Source organism: Bradyrhizobium sp. (assembly GCF_049586575.1).
Classification (GTDB): Bacteria; Pseudomonadota; Alphaproteobacteria; order Rhizobiales; family Xanthobacteraceae; genus Bradyrhizobium.
The window spans coordinates 1-17,735 of sequence record NZ_JBAVCF010000624.1 but is presented as its reverse complement, the minus strand read 5'-3'; the positions used below and the strand labels follow the sequence as shown (position 1 = coordinate 17,735).

Sequence of the window (17,735 nt, the reverse complement as noted above, 5' to 3'; positions counted from 1 at the left end):
TGACGCCAGCGTCGGGGCGTCAGGACCACACGACTTCTCCGTCCGCTTTTGCGCCGTTCGTCAACGCGCCGCCAAAGCGTCCATCGCATCCCGCACCCAACGTTCGTGACGATCGCGAGCGCCCCTCTTGTGAGACGGGACGCGCGGGCTTGTAGAGATGATTTGCCGACGGGCAAAGCGAAATATTTTTCCAGCCAGAACTGGACAGGTAAAATCAGATTGAAATGCTTCGACAAATTCGATTTTTGGCGCAAATGCCAGGGCGCCCCGGAAACCCGCCGTTTCGTGACAAGCAACCTGTTTTCGCCGTTATATCTGGAACCGGACACATCGCTGTCGGTTATACGAACGATCTACTGAACCGGACTTCAACCGGCTTCCTGAAAAAGCCGACCGTTATTGATCGGGCTTCGGAAACTGGTCGCCCCACGACCTTCAAGATCAAAATAATCCAGGAGCTTGCCGTGCCCTCAAGGCGACAGTCAGCGCGCGCAAACGGACGGCGTCGAACGCGCGGTTAGAAGGAGGTTGCCGTGGAAGCCCGCTATATTCCACCGCGTCGCTGGCGCGACAGGAGACCGCGCCGTTGGCGGGACGGCCCTGCTATCCGGTATCTCTCACTCACTGCCCTTGCGATTGTCGTGGCGCTGATTGTGCTTATTTGTTGGGAGGCGCGCTGATTCTAAAGGTGCCGGTTACTTCGCGGCTTGCTTCCGCAGATGACATGACAAGGCTGAAGGCTCCGCCAGGTCGGAGGTCAGAACTGGCCTTGCAAACCCGCTATATCCCCAGATACGCAGCAACAACGGCGGGATTGGCGCGCAATTCAGCCGCCGTGCCCTCCAACGTTACACTGCCCGCTTCCAGAACATAACCGCGCGTCGCGACTTCCAGCGCCAGCTCGACATTCTGCTCGACCAGAAGAATGGAAGTGCCCCGGCTGTGAATGGCCGTGAGTGCCTCGTGCATCTCCTCGACTACCTTGGGCGCGAGCCCATGGCTCGGCTCGTCCAGCAGCAGCAATTTCGGACGAAGCATCAGCGCGCGGCCGACTGCCACCATCTGCTGTTCACCGCCGGACAACGTTCCCGCCAACTGTCCGAAGCGCTCGCTTAGGCGAGGGAAAAGACCGAACACGTCTTCAATCCGCGCCGGCAGATCGCCGGCTTTCCGGGCGGTGAAGGCGCCGAGCAGCAGATTCTCTTCGACCGTCATCTCGGCAAACACCTGACGTCCTTCGGGAACGTGGGCGATGCCGCGCGAAGGAATTTCATGCGCCGAAAGCATCATCAGGTCGGCGCCGTCAAACCTGATGGTCCCGCTCGACTTCGGAACAAGGCGCGAGATCGCGCGCAGGAGTGTCGTCTTGCCAGCAGTGTTCGCCCCGATCATGCAGACGAATTCGCCCTGGCTAACTGCGAGATCGATTCCGTGCAGCACCTCCGCCTCGCCGTAAGCAGCGCGCAATTGCCTGATTTCGAGAAGTGGCGAAGAGCCGCTCATCGGCGTACCGCCTCTTTGCGGTGACCGAGATAGGCTTCGATGACCTTCGGATCGCCGGCGATCTGCGCCGGCGTGCCGTCCGCCAGAAGCCGGCCGAAGTTCAAGACGAGGATGCGATCGCAGATATTCATGATCGCGCGCATGTGATGCTCAACCACCAGCAGCGTGACGCCGTCGTCGCGCAGCGAGCGAATCAATCGCATGATCTCGCTCATCTCGGCGGGATTGAGCGCCGCCATCACTTCGTCGAGCAGCAGCACCTTGGGCGCCGTACACAACGCGCGCGCCAGTTCAACCCGCGCACGCTCTGGAAAGGAAAGGTCGCCCGCCTGCTTTTGGGCCACGCCTTTCAACCCGACCCGCTCCAGGCACCTCACGGCCTCGTCTCGCGCAGCATCCACGCGGTGATGAAGAAGGCCTGCGGTCAGGACATTCTCAAGCACCGTGCTCTCGGCAAACAACGCCACGTTTTGAAAGGTCTTGGTCATGCCGAGGCTTGCGATGGTGTGTGGCTTCAACCCGCTGAGGTTCTTGCCGTCCAGAACCACGCTGCCCGTGTTGGGCCTGATAAGGCCGACCAGCGTACTGAACAGCGTGGTCTTGCCGGCGCCGTTCGGCCCGATCACGCCGACGATTTCGCCCTTGGCGACCGAAAACGTCACATCCGACAGCGCCTGCAAGCCGCCAAACCGGCGCGACAGTCCCCTTGTCTCCAGGATCGTCACGGCGTCACCTTTCGCGACCAGCGCGCCTGCAGGGAATCGAATATCGTGATGAAACCACGCGGCCGCCACAGGATGACGGCGATCAATATGATGCCGAAAACTAGTTGTGACAGGCCCGCAGCGCGCGACGACAGTAGATCGTTCATGACCTCCTCGAGGGGGATGATGAAGAACGCACCCAGGATCGGCCCCGCCGCCGTGCCGACACCGCCGATAATCGCGATCATCGCGATGCGGATCGAGATGTCGGCAATGCCGAACACCGTATCCGGATCGAAGAACACCGCGAGCTGGGCATAAAGGGTGCCCAGCATCGCAATCAGCGCGCCCGAGATCACCGCAGCCTGAAGCTTGACCCGCGTGGTATCGACGCCAATCACCTCAGCGGCGGACGGATTTTGACGGATCGCCCGCAGCCGATAGCCCATCGCGCTCCGCCGGATGGCCTCGAAAATCACCGTCACGACAATCAAGGCGGTCAGTGCGATATAGGCATGCGGGCGAAGAAGCTTGAAGGAATAATCCCAAAAACTTGGGGACGTGAATGGTACCGAAAGTCCACCCGGCCCGCCGGTCAACGACGTCCAGACATTGGCAATCACCCGCATCACCTCTCCGAACGCAAGCGTCGCCAGCGCAAAATAATGACCTTGCAACCGCATGGTGGGGATCGCGACAACGAATGCCGCGAGACCGCCGAGTACGCCCCCGGCGAGCATGCCGAGCCACGGGCTGATACCGAACTTGAGCAACAGCACCGTGGACGTGTAGGCGCCGATGCCGAAGAACGCGGCGTGTCCCAGCGAGGTCTGGTTGGCGACACCGCCGACGATGTTCCAGGCTTGCGCCATCGCCGCAAACAGCAACGTGATCGCCAGCACGCGGATCCAGTACCCGCGCGGATCGAGCGCGAGCGGCAATAATGTTGCCGCGACAAGCAGGATGCCGAGCGCGATCCGGTGCCTCATCTGTTAGCACCGATCAGGCCCTGCGGACGCACGGCCAACACCAGAATGAAGACGACGAACAAAACCAGGTTCTGCAATTGAATCGGAAAGAACAGCGACGATAACGACTGGATCACCCCGACCGCCAGACCGCCGACGACGGCGCCGGCGACGCTGCCGAGCCCTCCCAACACGACGACGGTAAACATGAGAACAACATACTGGCCGCCGACGCCAGGGAAGACCGTCACATACGGCAGGATCACCGCGCCGCCGAACGCGGTCAGCCCGACGCCCAGAGCAAAGGCAAGCTTGTACATCAATTCCGCATCGATCCCCATCAGCCGTGCCGCGGACGGGTTTTGCGCGGTGGCGCGCATCGCGCGGCCAAACCAGCTTGCGCGCATGAACCACCACAGCAGGACGCCGCAAGCAAGCGACATCGCAAATGCGATCAGGTAGGGAACGCTGATGAACAGCGGTCCCAGCGACAGCGCAACGGTCTGGTAGGATGTCGTCACCGAGCGGAACGCCGAGCCGAACAGCAGCAACGATCCGTTCTCGATCACAATCAGAATGCCCACGGTGAGAAATATCTGCGCCACCGCCGGCGCCGACAGAATGCGGGCGATCAATTGCCCCTGCACGAACCAGCCGATCGCAAACGCAACCGCGAACGACAGTGGCGCAGCGAGCACTGGATCGAGACCGAGAAACGCCCAGGCGAACCACGCCACGAACATGCCGATGGTGAGAAACTGTGCTTGCGCGAAGTTGACGATTCCCATCACGCCGTAGACCAGCGTCAACCCGATCGAGATCACCGCATAGACACCGCCGACCAGGAGCCCGTCGAGGATGGCTTGAATGAATGACATCCGGGCCGGTTCAGCTCCGCCAGACCGGCGCGCTCTTCGCGACGTCCTTTGGCCAGACGGTGACGATGTCTTTGCCGTGCCACTGGACCATCAGCGGCACCGAGAGCACGTTCAAGCCGGTCTGGTCGAATTGCACCGCGCCGCCGGTCATGCCGTTGATCCAGCCGCCAGTAAACCGGGCGCCGCGCAAGGCTGCCGCGACCTCCTCCGCCTTGGCCGATTTCGCCTTCTTGATGGCCTGCACCAGCACCTCGAGGCAAACGGCGTGCTCGAGCGCTTCGTGCACCATGAAATAGCCGAAGCGTTTGCGGAAGCGATCGGTCAATTCAGGCGCAAGATCGTAGTTGGAGGTGTTGATCGAGAGCACGTTCTCGGAAAATTCGCCGAGCGCTTTCTCGAAATCCGGAATGACATAGCCGGCCGCGCCGCCAATCGCAGGAATCGTCAGCTTCTGTTGCCGCATGGTGCGGATGATCAAAAGACTGTCATTGAGGTAGGAGACCGGAAACACCGCCTGCGCGCCCGACTCGCGCAGCTTGTTGACCAACGGCGTCGTATCCGTGATCCCCAGCGGATAGGCGTCATCCATGACGATCTCGACATTGGCGGCCTTGGCCCCTGCCCTTAAGCCCTTCGCCTGGGCGGTGCCGTAGGCCGTGTCTTCGTACATGATCGCGATCTTGCCGAGCTTGGCGCCGGCTCCTTGTGCAATCGCGGAGGTATAGTCGAACTGCGCCTTGCCGATCACGGACGCCTTGGCGACTACCTGGAAGATGTTTTTGTAACCGCGTCCGGTGATCTGGTCGGCAAAGGACATGGTCAGAAGCGGAATGTCGCGCCGTTCGGTCACTTCCGAGATCGCAAGCGTCAGCGAGGAAGCAAACGCTCCCAACACGGCGGTCATGTCCTGCTGGGTGATCAGCCGTTGCGCGACGTTGCCGGCGGTCGTCGGCGTCGAGGTTGCATCGGCTACGACCAGGTTGATCTTGGCGCCGCCGAGCTCGGCGATGCCGCCGGCCGCGTTGATTTCGTCGGCGGCGAGTTCGATGCCGTTGCGCGAGTTGATGCCGAACTGGGCATTCGGCCCCGACAGCGGCAGGATGACGCCGACGTTGACGGCGGGCGCCGCGGCGCGTGCGGAAGAGATAACGCAAGGAGCCGCCAATAGCGCCGCCGTGCCAGAAAGCATCGTCCGCCGATTCATCCTTGCGCTTCCAGCCGGCCAATTCGTCGACATTGTATCCTCCCCAATTTCTTGATTTTAAAAGCCGGCGCCACCTTGCCGCACGGCAGAAGCGGCGTCTATCGCTCCTTTGTGGTATCCATGTTTATGGTAGCTTTACGCTTCATCATGCCGCCTTGCCAAGGATCTCGACAACGGCCTGGCCGGTAGCGGCGGTTCCGAGACGGCCGCCGACATCCTTGGTCGCCTGGCCTGTTTCGATCGCGGTCGCCACAGCGCCTTCGATGGCGCGGGCAGCCTCCTCGAAACGCGCGGCGCCCGAGCGCTCGCCGTGCCATGCCAATAGCAGTGCCATCGAGAGGATCAGCGAGAATGGATTGGCGACGTCGCGGCCTGCGATATCAGGCGCCGAGCCGTGAGCGGCCTGCGCCATCGCGTGCGTGGCGCCGACATTAAGCGAACCGCCAAGGCCAAGGCTTCCCGACAGCTCCGCCGTCAGGTCCGACAGAATATCGCCGAACATGTTGGTGGATACGATGACGTCGAACCGGTCCGGGGTACGAACCACATGCGCCATCATGGCGTCGACCAGGATGTCGTCGACGGCGAGGCCCGGAAACTCCTTCGCGGCTGCGCGGCAGATATCCAGAAACATGCCGTCGCCGATCTTGAGCACGTTGGCCTTGTGAACGATGGTCAGATGCTTCTTGCGCCGCATCGCCAACTGGCAGGCCGACTTCGCGATCCGCTCGCAGCAAAGCCGGGTGATACGCCGAAGCGAAATCGCGACATCGGGCGTGACAAGGATTTCGCCGTTGCCCTGCTCCATGTTGCGATCGGCATAAAAGCCTTCGGTATTCTCCCTCACCACCACGAGGTCGAAGTCGCCAAGCCGGTTGCGCAATCCCGGATAGGTTCGTGCGGGGCGCACGTTGGCGAACAGGTCGAGGTTCTTGCGGAAATATTTCGACGGATTGATCTCGCCGCTGTGCTCGTTCTTGAAATCGAAGGTGGCGGTCGGCCCGAGGATAAGACCATCCGCCGACCGCACGGTCTCCAGCAGCGTAGGCTGAACCGTCGTGCCGAATTTCCTGAGGCTTTCATGCCCAACCGGATGCTCCTCGATCTGGACGCCGAGCTGGAAGTGCTCGGATGCTGCCCGCAGCACCCTCGTGGTGGCGTTCGTGATCTCGGGCCCGATCCCATCACCAGGCAAGACAACCATGCGCATATTTGGATTTCCTTGAAAGCGTCAGGCTGAAGCGGCCTCGAACGCGGCAATAGCGCAAAACAACAGGCCTCCCAACCCCATTTATTCCATACCCGCTACGCAGAATATTGATTTGAACTGCCTGAGATTCCGGGTCAAATTCGTCCGATGTCCTCTCGATGGATTGGACAGAACAGGGGATCGCGATGGCAAACCTCACAATTAACGGAAAGTCCTTCAACGTCGACGTCGAACCGGATACGCCGCTGCTCTGGGCAATCAGGGAAAACGTCGGCCTCACCGGCACCAAATACGGTTGCGGCATTGCACAATGCGGGGCCTGCACGGTCCATGTCGACGGGGTCGCCATGCGCTCCTGCGGCATGACGGTCAGCGAAGCCGCCGGCAAGCAGATCACGACGATTGAAGGGCTGGCGAGCAACAGCGCCCTGCACAAGGTGCAGCAGGCCTGGATCAATAACGACGTCCCTCAATGCGGATATTGCCAGAGCGGCATGATCATGGCGGTGGCGGCGCTGCTGAAGGACAAGCCCAAGCCGACCGACCAGGACATCGACGACGCCGTCACCAATATCTGCCGCTGCGGCACCTTCCAGCAGGTGCGCGAGGCGATTCACGCCGCCGCGAACGCTTGAGGAGATCATCATGAATCATATGCCCCGTCTTAATCGGCGTGCCTTCGTCATTGGCAGCGCCGCTCTCGGCTCCGGCCTTGCACTTGGCCTCGATATTCCCTTCGGTCCGACCGTGGTGCGCGCCGCCGACGGCTCGCCCGAAGTCAATGCCTGGGTGGTGGTCCGGCCCGACGATACCGTCGTGATCCGCATTGCCCGATCGGAAATGGGCCAGGGCTCATTGACCGGCCTCGCCCAGCTCGTGGCCGAGGAATTGGAATGCGACTGGTCGAAGGTCACGACCGAATACCCCACTCCGGGACAAAGCGTGGCGCGCAAGCGCGCCTGGGGTGATTTCTCGACCGGCGGCAGCCGCGGCATCCGCGCTTCGAACGAATATGTTCGCAAGGGCGGCGCCACCGCGCGCTTGATGCTGGTCCAAGCCGCCGCCAACGAATGGAAGGTGCCGGCTTCCGAATGCACCTCCGCCAACAGCGTCATCACCCACACGGGCACGGGACGCACGACCACCTACGGCAAGGTCGCCGAAGCCGCCGCGAAGCTTGAGCCTCCGGCCGACGTCAAGCTGAAGGATCCAAAGGACTGGAAGCTTGCCGGCAAGGGCGTCAAGCGCCTCGATACCGTCGACAAGACCACCGGCAGGATGATGTACGGCATCGACGTGAAATTGCCGGGCATGCTCAACGCCGCGATCAAGGCCTGTCCGGTCTTTGGCGGCAAGCTGAAGAGCTACGACGAAGCCAAGATCGCCAACATGAAGGGCGTCAAGAAGGTGGTGAAGGTCGGTGACTACGCGGTCGCCGTCGTCGCCGATACGTGGTGGCACGCCAAGACGGCGCTCGATGCCTTGCCGATCGTCTGGGACGAAGGCGAGAACGCCAAGGTCTCAAGCGCGTCGATCGCCAAGTGGCTCGAGGAAGGTTTCGACGCTTCGCAGCCGGCCTTTGTTGGCAATGAGAACGGCGATGTGAAGGCCGCGTTCGCAAACGCCGCGAAGACGGTCGAAGCCGTCTACAGCTATCCCTACCAGAACCACGCCACCATGGAGCCGCTGAACGCGACGGCTCTCTATACCGAGGACCGATGCGAGGTCTGGTGCGGCACGCAGAATGGCGAGGCCGCCTTCGCTGCGACCGTTGAAGTAGCTGGCCTTCCTTCCGACAAATGCGACGTCTACAAACAGATGCTCGGCGGCGGTTTCGGACGCCGCGGCAATACCGACTATGTGCGGCAGGCGGTCGCCATCGCCAAGCAGATGCCGGGCACGCCGATCAAGCTGTTGTGGTCGCGCGAAGAAGACATGCAGCACGGCGCGTACCATCCGGTCACCCAGTGCAAGATGACCGGCGCGCTCGATGCCGACAACAACCTGACCGCGCTGCATATGCGGATCTCCGGGCAATCGATCCTGTTCAGCCTGCGCCCGGCGGCGCTCGTCAACGGCAAGGACCCCGCCACATTCGCCGGCCTCAACGCAACTGGAGAAGCGGCGATCGGGTATTCCATACCCAATCTCCTGATCGACCACTCGATGCGCAATCCGCACGTCCCGCCGGGCTTCTGGCGCGGCGTCAACGTCAACCACAATGCGATCTATCTCGAATGCTTCATGGACGAGCTGGCGCACTCGGCCGGACAGGATCCGCTCGAATTCCGCCGCAAGCTGATGTCCAAACACCCGAAACATCTTGCGGTGCTCAACGCCGTGGCCGAGCGCATCGGCTGGGGAACACCGGCGCCCAAAGGCATCTATCGCGGCATCGCCCAGCATATGGGCTACGGCAGCTACGTCGCCGGTGCGGCGGAGATCTCGGTCTCCAACGGCAACAAGATCAAGGTTCACCGCATCGTGGCGGCGACCGATCCCGGCTATGCCGTCAATCCGGCGCAGATCGAGCGTCAGATTGCGGGCTCCTTCGTCTACGGTCTCACCGGGCTGTTTTATGGCGGCTGCACCGTCAAGGATGGCTACATCGAGCAAACCAACTTCGACACCTACAACTCGATGCGGATCTCCGAAATGCCGAAGGTGGAATCGATCATCATGCCGAGCGGCGGCTTCTGGGGCGGCGTCGGCGAGCCGACGATCTGCGTCGCGGGACCCGCGGTCCTGAACGCCTATTTCGCAGCAACCGGAAAACGAATTCGTTCGGCGCCGCTGCGGGATCAAAACATCACCTTCGCTTAGAAAGCGTGGAAAGCGGCGGCCCAGTTCACCAGCGGCCGCCGCTTCATTCTCGGATCGTGCTGATGGATTCACTGCGGCAGAAGATGACGCGGAGAAATGTCGTTCGCGGGCTTGCGACGGCAGCGGCGTCGTCTGTTCTCCCATGTCCGTCTTATGCGCAATCCGCCGCTCGCGTCGTCGTCGTCGGCGGTGGGTTCGGCGGCGCCAGTTGCGCGCGCGCCTTGCGAAAGATCGATTCCAGACTACAGGTGACGCTGGTCGAGCCGAACCGGGTTTTCACCGCCTGCCCGTTCAGCAACGAAGTGATCGCCGGCATGCGCGAGATCGAGGCGCAGCAATTCGGCTATGACAAGATTGCCGCCGGCGGCGTGACCGTCGTCGCGCAAGCCGCCACCAAAGTCGATCCGCAAAGACGCATGGTCGGCCTTGCCGACGGAACATCCCTTCCCTACGACCGACTCGTGCTGGCGCCGGGCATCGACCTGCGGTTCGATGCATTGCCGGGATATGACGAAGCCGCGGCGGCAAAGATGCCCCATGCCTGGAAGGCCGGCGAGCAGACCGTATTGCTGCGACGCCAGCTCGAGGCGATGGAGGATGGCGGCCTGGTCGTGCTGGCGGTTCCCGCGACGCCCTATCGCTGCCCTCCCGCGCCGTACGAGCGCGCGAGCCTGATCGCCCATTATCTGAAAGCGCGGAAGCCGCGCTCCAAGATTCTCATCCTCGACGCCAAGGACGGGATTCCGCAGCAGCGCCTGTTCGAAAACGCCTGGAAGCAGTTCTATCCCGGCATGATCGAGCGCATTGCGCTGTCGGAAGGCGGCCGCGTCGTCTCGGTCGAGCCCGCGACCAACACGCTCATCACCGATTTCGGCAACTATAATGCGCAGGTCGCCAACGTGATTCCGCCGCAGAAAGCCGGCCGCATCGCGGCTCTTGCGGGCGCAGCCGACAAGACCGGTTGGTGCGCGATCGAGCCGGCGACATTTGCTTCCACGCTCGTTCCCAACATCCACGTCATCGGCGATGCCTTCATCGGCGGCGCAGCCCCGAAATCGGCGTCCGCCGCGAGTTCCGAGGGGAAGGCCTGCGCCGGTATCGTTGCGGCCTTGATTGCTGGAACCGCGCTACCAGGACCCACGATCGAAGGCACTTGCTACAACACGGTTGCGCCCGGCTATGCGTTTTCGATGTCGGGCAATTACCAGCCACGGGACGATCTTTTCGGAGAAGTGGTGGGCTCAGGCTTCACGAGCCCGGTCCATGCCCTGAGCGGATCGCGAAAGGACGAAGCGGACCGGGCGCAATCCTGGTTCAAGAAGATCACGGTGGAAACGTTTGGCTAGGTCAGGAATTTCGATTGTCAGGGGCTGTCTCGCAGCAATGCTGCTGGCGTTGCCTTGGGCGGTCACTGGAGAGGAGCTGAGGCCCTACACGGTCACCGGCGATTCGATTTTGGAATCGCTGACCGGCGTGCCCGGCGATGCGATGCGGGGCCGCGCGCTGGTTTTGAATCGAACCAACACCTGTATCCTGTGCCACAGCGGCCCGTTTCCGGAGGAGAAGTTCCAGGGTGACCTCGCGCCCAACCTTGCAGGCTCGGGCAGCCGCTGGTCGGTAGGCCAGCTCAGGCTTCGGCTGGTCGATGCCTCCCGCCTCAACCCCGGAACGATCATGCCGTCTTATTACCGGGTAGACGGGCTCGATCGCGTGGCGCAGCCTTGGCGTGGCAAGCCGATCCTGTCGGCCGAACAGATTGAGGACATTGTGGCCTATCTTGCAACGCTGCGCCAATAGGAAGGCAGGAAGGAAGGAAGGAAGGGTTAGATGCGACGACAACCAACTTCCACACGCCGCCGGTTTCTCGGCCTCGCCGGCGGCGCTGCCGCCATCGGCGTGTTGCCGCTGGCGATCCGCGTGCGTCCCGTCGAAGCAACGCCGGAGACCATGGCAGCGGCGATCCGCGCCATTGTCGGCGGCGCGGTCGTACAGAACGGCAAGGTCAGGCTCGAGATTCCGCCGCTGGTCGAGAACGGCAACGCCGTACCGATGACCGTGAGTGTCGCGAGCCCGATGACGGCGAACGACTACGTCAAAGGCATCTACGTCTTTAACGAGAAGAATCCGCAGCCCAACCTCGGCAATTTTTATCTCGGACCGCGCGCCGGCCGCGCCCAGGTTTCAACCCGCGTGCGGCTCGCGGACAGTCAGAGGATCACCGCGATTGCGAAGCTTTCCGATGGCTCGTTCTGGTCCACCACGGCCGACGTCGTGGTGACCCTGGCCGCCTGCACCGAGGAGGTGATCTGATGACCGCAGCCCTGATCAATGTTCCCAAGAAGGCCAAAAACGGCGACGTCATCGAGATCAAGACCCTGATGTCGCACATCATGGAAACCGGCTATCGCCGCACCATGTCGGGCGCGCTGGTACCGCGTGACATCATCACGAGCCTCACCTGCCGCTTTGAAGGCGAGGAGATTTTCCGCGCCGATCTCTTCCCCGCAACCGCCGCCAACCCCTTCATCTCGTTTTTCACCGTCGCGACAAAAAGCGGAAAATACGAGTTCGAATGGATCGGCGACAACGGTTTCTTAGAGACCGCCTCGGCTAACATCACGGTCGAATGAGGGTTGCAGCAACGATAGTCCTGGCGTCGCTGCTGCTCGCGGCCGGCATCATCCTTCGTCCCCTGATCGCGACCGAGATCCCGTCAGCCGAGCGCAGGTCCGGCTACACGTTCATGGCGCCCGATACGAAGGCGATGCAGGATGACGACACGGCCAATCCCGGCATGCTTGGCGTGCTCGACGGCGAAACCTTGTGGAATCGCAAGGTAGGCTCAGCCGGCAAGTCCTGCGCCGACTGCCACAACGACGCGCGCGAAAGCATGAAGGGCGTGGCGGCGCGCTATCCGGCCTATGACAAGACACTTGGGCAGCCCGTCAACCTCGAACAACGCATCAACCTGTGTCGCGTCCGCCACCAGAACGCGACGCCCCTTCCCTATGAACGCCATGACCTGCTGGCGCTCAGCGCCTTCCTCGCGGAGCAATCGCGTGGCATGCCGATCACTCCCGATGCAACGGCGGAGTTGCAACCCTTCGTCGCGAAGGGTCGCGACCTGTTCATGCACCGGCAGGGACAGCTCAATCTCGCCTGCACCAATTGCCACGACGACAATTGGGACAAGCACCTGGCGGGCTCCGCCGTTACGCAGGGCATTCCCAACGGCTATCCGATTTATCGGCTGGAGTGGCAATCGCTGGGATCGCTGCAGCGGCGCTTACGCAACTGCATCACCGGCATGCGGGCCCAGAATTACGATTTCGGCGCGCCGGAGCTGGTCGAGCTGGAGCTTTACCTGATGTCGCGCGCGCGTGGCATGCCGGTCGAGACGCCGGCCGTGCGGCCGTGATCTACCGCGGCACCGCCAGCGATATCAGCTTCGTCACATCCACGTTGGCCTCGACGGCCCAGATCGCATCGATCACCGGCGCGGCGTCATAGCGCGGATCCCACAGCAGCGCCGCGGCACGCAATTTCTCCTCGAGATCGCGGTCCGAAAGCGGATTGCCCTCGCTGCCGCGTGCGGCTAGTTGCTCAAGTTTGAAAATTTTCCCGTCCACCGTGTTGATCTCAACGACTGCCGTTACGGTCGAGAAACGCTCGTCGCGCATGACCTCGACCTTGCTCCGAAGGTTCAACACTTGCGGATCGCGCACGCAGGCGTCGGTAAATTGATCGAGCCCTGCTTGTCCTCCGACAAGGGCGGCGGCGACGGCGTGCTGCACGCTGACCTGCGCCTCGCGTCCCGTCGAGATATGCGGCCGGTCAGCACGGACACTCAATAATGGGTTCCCACGCACCACGACGCGGGCGACTTCAGCCTCGGGATGATCGCGACGCCAGTCCAGCACGCAGTCGAGCACGGGATGAATCACAAAGCCGCACGGATAAGGCTTGTAGCAGGTTGCCATGATGGCCCAGCTGTCGCCCCAACCGTCGGTGATGCGCGACAGGTCCGCCTGCTCCGCCAGCGCATGATAAAAGCCCTGGACGCCCGCGAGAGGTTCCACCGGTCCGTCATATCCTTTTTCAGCGAGCAATGCCGACCACAAGCCGTTACGCGCCGCGTTGCCGACGCTCACACTCTTGGCTGGCGTTCCCAGACATTCGCACAGGCCGGCCGACTGCGTGGCCGCGATGCCGAGCGCCCATATCATCTGGCGTTCATCAAGTCCGGCCAGCTTGCCGCAGGCTGCGGCGGCCCCGAATACGCCGCAGGTCGATGTGATGTGCCACCCCCTGTTGTAATGGCTGGGCGACATCGCAAGTCCGATGCGGGCCTGCACTTCATTGCCGAGGACAAGGCCCAACAGAAACTCACTGCCGCTGACTTGCCGCAATCCGGCATACGAGAACAACGCGCCGGCGACCGGAGCAGTCGGGTGAATGACGGTGGCCGTATGGGTATCGCAGAAGTCATCGACGTTGGCGGCGGCGGCGTTGAGAAAGGCCGCGCTCAACGCATCGATCTGCCCGGCGTGGCCGATCAAGGCTACCTGCCGGCCGCCGGAAAACTCCGCGAGCGAACGTCGAGCAATTTCGATCGGGGTGGAACGGCAGCCCGCCAGCGTCACCGCCAGGAAATTGATCAGGGATCGCTTGGCCTGGTGGCGCACTTGCTGCGGCACGTCGTCCCATCGCGTTGCAACAATGTGACGAGCGAGACTCTCAGTCACGCCGGGTTTGTCGAGCATCTCGTTATTCCCCGTTCTTAAGTGTGCGGAGCATCGCAGGTAACGGAAAGGCGCAACCAAGGGACGATGGACCTGAAATTCGACCCTATGCTACACGAACATGAGATCGACAATAAACTCCCGGGGCCCATGCCAATCGCTTCGAAGCATTTTTCGCTTGCAACGCTGTCCTTCGTCATCACGGCCGTTCTCGCTGGAAATACGGCGCGAGCCGACGACTACCCCTCGCATCCCATCCACTTGATCGTGCCCTACTCGGCCGGAGGCTCGGCCGACGGGACGGCGCGGGTGATCGCCAACCAGATCGGCAAAGACACGGGCCAGACCATCGTGGTTGAAAATCGCGGCGGCGGCGCCTCGATCGTCGGCACCGAGTTCGTCAACAAATCCGGCCCCGATGGCTACACCCTTCTGCTCGGGCAATCCGGGCCGATCTCCATTAACCCCGCCGTCTACAAAAACCTGCCTTACGACCCGGTGAAGGATTTTGCGCCAATCTCACTCACGAGTACCTATCCCTACATCATGGTCGTGAACCGCTCGCTCGGCGTGAAAACCTTGCAGGAGTTCGTGGCGCTCGCCAAGAGCAAGCCCGGCGCGTTGAACTACGGCACGACCGGCGTCGGCGCCTCAAACCATCTGCTCACCGAGCTGTTCGACCTCAAGGCCGGGATCAAGATGACCCACATTCCCTATCGCGGCACCGCGCTGGCGGTCGCCGATCTCGTCGCGGGTCAGGTGCAGGTGGTGTTTTCCGATCCGATCTCGGCGCTTCAGCTCGTGCATTCGGGAATGCTGGTCGCGCTTGCGGTCACCAGCAAGGACCGCTCGCCGGTGGCGCCCGATGTGCCGACGATATCGGAGAGCGGCTATCCCGGTTTCGACATCGTCGCGTGGCACGGAATTCTCGCGCCGGCCAAGACGCCGCCTGAGATCGTCGCCAAGCTGAACGCCGAGATCGTGCAGGCGCTGAAGAATCCCGACACAAAGGCGCAGCTCGAGAACCAGGCTATTCGGGTCGTCGGCAGTTCTCCGCAGGAGTTTGCCAGCTTCATCAAGCAGGACCTTGCCGTCTGGAAGGACGTCGCGGCTCAGGCGAAGATCGAAGTGAAGTAGTTATTTGGCTGCCCTTCCTGCCGGCGTTTTAAGTCTTCGGCTTCATGGCCTGAAGGACCGCGGCGGAGTCGCTGACCCAGCCGAAGATGCCGCCCTGGGCCTTGATCATTTTGAGGCCCATGTCGTGGAATTCAGGAAAGTAGGACGCGCAACCGTCTGACAGCACGACGCATCGATAGCCACGGTCGTTCGCCTCGCGGACGGTGGTATTGACGCAAACCTCGGTGGTCACGCCGCAGACGAGCAGATTTTCGATGCCGTATTTCTGCAGGATGTCGCCAAGTTCGGTGGCGTAGAATGCGCCCTTGCCTGGTTTGTCGATCACGACCTCGCTGTCGAGCGGATAGAGTTCGGGAATGATGTCGTGACCGGCCTCGCCGCGGATCAGGATCCGCCCCATCGGGCCGGGATCGCCAATGCGAAGACTTGGCGCGCCGCGCTCGACCTTCGCAGGTGGCGCGTCCGACAAATCGGGCAAATGGCCTTCGCGGGTGTGAATGACGAGCATGCCGCTGTCTCGCGCGGCCTTCAGCACCGAGGCAACCGGTTTGATGGCGGTTGCAAGCCGCGACACGTCGTTGCCGAGTGTCTCGCCGAAGCCGCCTGACTCCATGAAATCGCGCTGCATGTCGATGATGACCAGCGCGGTGACCGACCAGTCGAGTTCGATCGGCTCCGGTTCGGCGGCGACCACGCCTTTAGGCAACTGCTTTAACGTCACGACGCGTTACGCCTCCAAGCGCAGGAGAATTCTGGCTGCCAAGTCCACGTTAAAGTCAAGCAAGGCCTGTGCCACTATGTACGACGCCGCAGGCTAACCGTCAGCGCGCGGCCGGAAATTCTCGATCAGCCGCAGCAGCACGCGCGCGCCGGCATCGGCATCGGCGACCTCGACATGCTCGTCAGGATGGTGGCTGACACCGCCGCGGCAGCGCACGAACACCATGGCGACGTCGGCGACATCGACCATCGCCATCCCGTCATGGCCGGCTCCGCTCGGCAGTTCGAACACCGGATAGCCTTCGGCCGTCACGGCTTCCGCCACTTGCGTCTTCAGCCACGGCGCGCAGGGCACGGTGCGGTTCTCGTGCGTTACGTCGAGCTGCAACTCCAGCTTTCGGCGCTTCGCGATCGCCTCAATCCGCCGAACCATTTCGGTCACTGCGCGATTGCGATGGGTGTCGGTCGGCGCGCGCATGTCGATAGTGAAGTGCGCTTGTCCGGGAATGACGTTGGTCGCCCCGGGCATGGCGTGGACATAACCGACGGTGCCGACCAGCCCGCCGTCATCGGCGCGGCATAATTGCTCGATCGCGGAGATGCATTCCGCCGCGCCCGCCAGCGCATCCCTCCGCAGCGCCATCGGCACCGTTCCGGCGTGACCAGCCATGCCAGTCAATCTTGCGGCGAGGCGCGTGGCGCCGGCGATCGCGTTGACCACGCCGACCGGCAATCCCCTGGCTTCGAGCACCGGCCCTTGCTCGATGTGCAATTCGACATAGGCAAGCAGTTCGCCGCGCACGCGCGCGGCAGCGCCGATATGGTCAGGGTCGAGTCCGAATTGAATCAGGGCCTCGCGCATCGAAATTCCCGCGCTATCCTTGGAAGTCAACACGCGCTCGTTGAAGGTGCCGGCCACGGCCCGGCTGCCAAGCAACGTCGATGCAAACCGCACACCCTCCTCGTCGGCAAAGCCGGTCACCTCAATGGCGAAGGGAAAACGGCGTCCGCGTTTGTGCAACTCGGCGACGCAGGAGATCGCCGTGAGCACGCCGAGCGGGCCATCCCATCTGCCGGCGTCGCGCACGGTGTCGTAGTGCGAGCCCAGCATCAGGCATGGAAGACCGGGGCGTTCGCCCTCGTAGCGGCCGCAGATATTTCCGATGGCATCGAGATGGGCACTCATGCCTGCTTCGACCATCCAGGTCATGATCAAATCGGCCGCCGCACGATGCTCAGGCGTGAGGAAGATGCGGGTCAGATTGTCGGGCGCCTCAGAAATTTCCGCGAGCCGATTAATGCGGCCGACGATCTCCTCGCCAAGCGGCGAAGCCTGTCGTCCAGCGGTTGCCGCGTCCTTTTCGCTCATGTTTCTCAACAGCGAAGCTAAACGTTATCCGAGCTGCGGCGCATCGGCCGCAAGATGTGAGAGATTGGTGTGCCAGTGCCGGGCGATTTGCAGGCGGCTCGGAACCCAGACCCGCTCGTGGCTTGCGATGTAATCGAGAAACCGCATCAACGATGCCGCGCGACCGGGGCGGCCAATGACCCGGCAATGCAGACCGACCGACATCATCTTCGGGGAGGTTTCGCCTTCGGCATAGAGCACGTCGAAGGAGTCCTTGAGATAGGTGAAGAACTGATCGCCATTGCCGAACCCCTGCGCACTGACAAAGCGCATGTCGTTGACGTCGAGGCTATAGGGAATGATCAGATGCGGCCCGGCCGGTCCCTTGATCCAGTAAGGCAAATCGTCCGCGTAGGAGTCGCAGGAATACATAAAACCGCCGGCTTCCATCACAAGCCTCACGGTGTTGATCGAGGTCCGGCCGGTATACCAACCGAG

Annotated in this window: 17 protein-coding genes and 1 pseudogene; 8 read left to right on the top strand and 10 right to left on the bottom strand. The window is 62.2% G+C overall.

The genetic code is table 11. From position 1 onward, the window contains the following. Positions 1–780 precede the first annotated feature (780 nt). From WB528_RS23115 to WB528_RS23090, 6 genes are all read right to left on the bottom strand, one after another. Positions 781–1,503 (bottom strand): ABC transporter ATP-binding protein, encoded by a 723-nt coding sequence (locus WB528_RS23115; RefSeq protein WP_423891036.1) that lies wholly within the window; start codon positions 1,501–1,503, stop codon positions 781–783. Further along, entirely contained in the window at positions 1,500–2,228 is a 729-nt protein-coding gene (locus WB528_RS23110) for an ABC transporter ATP-binding protein (protein ID WP_423891034.1), read from the bottom strand. The genes WB528_RS23115 and WB528_RS23110 overlap by 4 nt, the downstream gene beginning before the upstream one ends. Then, the gene (locus WB528_RS23105) at positions 2,225–3,196 is read right to left on the bottom strand and encodes a branched-chain amino acid ABC transporter permease (protein WP_423891032.1); all 972 of its coding nucleotides are present in this window, start codon (positions 3,194–3,196) and stop codon (positions 2,225–2,227) included. The genes WB528_RS23110 and WB528_RS23105 overlap by 4 nt, the downstream gene beginning before the upstream one ends. After that, a complete protein-coding gene (locus WB528_RS23100; RefSeq protein WP_423891030.1) occupies positions 3,193–4,053 on the bottom strand; it encodes a branched-chain amino acid ABC transporter permease in 861 nt (286 codons plus the stop codon). The genes WB528_RS23105 and WB528_RS23100 overlap by 4 nt, the downstream gene beginning before the upstream one ends. A 10-nt stretch (positions 4,054–4,063) precedes the next feature. Beyond that, complete coding sequence (locus WB528_RS23095) at positions 4,064–5,257, bottom strand: ABC transporter substrate-binding protein (protein WP_423891028.1); 1,194 nt, start codon at positions 5,255–5,257, stop codon at positions 4,064–4,066. 145 nt (positions 5,258–5,402) lie between these two features. Continuing rightward, positions 5,403–6,467: an isocitrate/isopropylmalate dehydrogenase family protein gene (locus tag WB528_RS23090; protein WP_423891026.1), complete on the bottom strand. Its 1,065-nt coding sequence runs from the start codon at positions 6,465–6,467 to the stop codon at positions 5,403–5,405. 185 nt (positions 6,468–6,652) lie between these two features. Here WB528_RS23090 and WB528_RS23085 point away from each other — a divergent pair, with 185 nt between their 5' ends. The 7 genes from WB528_RS23085 (at position 6,653) to soxA (ending at position 12,708) form a co-directional block, all read left to right on the top strand. Beyond that, entirely contained in the window at positions 6,653–7,102 is a 450-nt protein-coding gene (locus WB528_RS23085; RefSeq protein WP_423891025.1) for a (2Fe-2S)-binding protein, read from the top strand. Positions 7,103–7,112: 10 nt separating this feature from the next. Beyond that, complete coding sequence (locus tag WB528_RS23080) at positions 7,113–9,290, top strand: molybdopterin cofactor-binding domain-containing protein (protein ID WP_423891024.1); 2,178 nt, start codon at positions 7,113–7,115, stop codon at positions 9,288–9,290. A gap of 62 nt (positions 9,291–9,352) precedes the next feature. Continuing rightward, a complete protein-coding gene (locus WB528_RS23075) occupies positions 9,353–10,636 on the top strand; it encodes an FAD-dependent oxidoreductase (RefSeq protein ID WP_423891021.1) in 1,284 nt (427 codons plus the stop codon). 37 nt (positions 10,637–10,673) lie between these two features. Continuing rightward, positions 10,674–11,087: a sulfur oxidation c-type cytochrome SoxX gene (gene soxX / locus WB528_RS23070; RefSeq protein ID WP_423891019.1), complete on the top strand. Its 414-nt coding sequence runs from the start codon at positions 10,674–10,676 to the stop codon at positions 11,085–11,087. A 30-nt stretch (positions 11,088–11,117) separates the two neighbouring features. Next, complete coding sequence (locus WB528_RS23065) at positions 11,118–11,600, top strand: SoxY-related AACIE arm protein (RefSeq protein ID WP_423891017.1); 483 nt, start codon at positions 11,118–11,120, stop codon at positions 11,598–11,600. Further along, on the top strand, positions 11,600–11,920 hold the full coding sequence (gene soxZ, locus WB528_RS23060) for a thiosulfate oxidation carrier complex protein SoxZ (protein ID WP_423891015.1): 321 nt from the start codon (positions 11,600–11,602) through the stop codon (positions 11,918–11,920). The genes WB528_RS23065 and soxZ overlap by 1 nt, the downstream gene beginning before the upstream one ends. Beyond that, entirely contained in the window at positions 11,917–12,708 is a 792-nt protein-coding gene (soxA, locus tag WB528_RS23055) for a sulfur oxidation c-type cytochrome SoxA (protein WP_423891014.1), read from the top strand. The genes soxZ and soxA overlap by 4 nt, the downstream gene beginning before the upstream one ends. A gap of 1 nt (position 12,709) precedes the next feature. Here the strand turns inward: soxA and WB528_RS23050 are convergent, their stop codons facing one another. Beyond that, on the bottom strand, positions 12,710–14,053 hold the full coding sequence (locus tag WB528_RS23050) for an MmgE/PrpD family protein (RefSeq protein ID WP_423891012.1): 1,344 nt from the start codon (positions 14,051–14,053) through the stop codon (positions 12,710–12,712). A 129-nt stretch (positions 14,054–14,182) separates the two neighbouring features. On the opposite strand from WB528_RS23050, the gene WB528_RS23045 reads away from it, so the two are divergent. Next, positions 14,183–15,169 (top strand): Bug family tripartite tricarboxylate transporter substrate binding protein, encoded by a 987-nt coding sequence (locus WB528_RS23045; RefSeq protein ID WP_423891009.1) that lies wholly within the window; start codon positions 14,183–14,185, stop codon positions 15,167–15,169. Between the two features lie 28 nt (positions 15,170–15,197). Here WB528_RS23045 and WB528_RS23040 read toward each other — a convergent pair whose 3' ends face one another. The 3 genes and pseudogenes from WB528_RS23040 to WB528_RS23030 all read right to left on the bottom strand — a co-directional run. Beyond that, a complete protein-coding gene (locus WB528_RS23040) occupies positions 15,198–15,890 on the bottom strand; it encodes a cysteine hydrolase family protein (RefSeq protein WP_423891008.1) in 693 nt (230 codons plus the stop codon). A 93-nt stretch (positions 15,891–15,983) separates the two neighbouring features. Further along, the gene (locus tag WB528_RS23035; protein ID WP_423891006.1) at positions 15,984–17,258 is read right to left on the bottom strand and encodes an allantoate amidohydrolase; all 1,275 of its coding nucleotides are present in this window, start codon (positions 17,256–17,258) and stop codon (positions 15,984–15,986) included. Between the two features lie 24 nt (positions 17,259–17,282). Beyond that, positions 17,283–17,735 (bottom strand): annotated as a pseudogene (locus WB528_RS23030) (allantoinase); the annotation flags it as partial.

Coding starts and splice junctions, on each gene's coding strand:
- WB528_RS23115 (WP_423891036.1), bottom strand. CDS start 1,503: ATGAGCGGCTCTTCGCCACTTCTCGAAATCAGGCAATTGCGCGCTGCT.
- WB528_RS23105 (WP_423891032.1), bottom strand. CDS start 3,196: ATGAGGCACCGGATCGCGCTCGGCATCCTGCTTGTCGCGGCAACATTA.
- WB528_RS23100 (WP_423891030.1), bottom strand. CDS start 4,053: ATGTCATTCATTCAAGCCATCCTCGACGGGCTCCTGGTCGGCGGTGTC.
- WB528_RS23095 (WP_423891028.1), bottom strand. CDS start 5,257: ATGAATCGGCGGACGATGCTTTCTGGCACGGCGGCGCTATTGGCGGCT.
- WB528_RS23090 (WP_423891026.1), bottom strand. CDS start 6,467: ATGCGCATGGTTGTCTTGCCTGGTGATGGGATCGGGCCCGAGATCACG.
- WB528_RS23085 (WP_423891025.1), top strand. CDS start 6,653: ATGGCAAACCTCACAATTAACGGAAAGTCCTTCAACGTCGACGTCGAA.
- WB528_RS23080 (WP_423891024.1), top strand. CDS start 7,113: ATGAATCATATGCCCCGTCTTAATCGGCGTGCCTTCGTCATTGGCAGC.
- WB528_RS23075 (WP_423891021.1), top strand. CDS start 9,353: ATGGATTCACTGCGGCAGAAGATGACGCGGAGAAATGTCGTTCGCGGG.
- soxX (WP_423891019.1), top strand. CDS start 10,674: ATGCTGCTGGCGTTGCCTTGGGCGGTCACTGGAGAGGAGCTGAGGCCC.
- WB528_RS23065 (WP_423891017.1), top strand. CDS start 11,118: ATGCGACGACAACCAACTTCCACACGCCGCCGGTTTCTCGGCCTCGCC.
- soxZ (WP_423891015.1), top strand. CDS start 11,600: ATGACCGCAGCCCTGATCAATGTTCCCAAGAAGGCCAAAAACGGCGAC.
- soxA (WP_423891014.1), top strand. CDS start 11,917: ATGAGGGTTGCAGCAACGATAGTCCTGGCGTCGCTGCTGCTCGCGGCC.
- WB528_RS23050 (WP_423891012.1), bottom strand. CDS start 14,053: ATGCTCGACAAACCCGGCGTGACTGAGAGTCTCGCTCGTCACATTGTT.
- WB528_RS23045 (WP_423891009.1), top strand. CDS start 14,183: ATGCCAATCGCTTCGAAGCATTTTTCGCTTGCAACGCTGTCCTTCGTC.
- WB528_RS23035 (WP_423891006.1), bottom strand. CDS start 17,258: ATGAGCGAAAAGGACGCGGCAACCGCTGGACGACAGGCTTCGCCGCTT.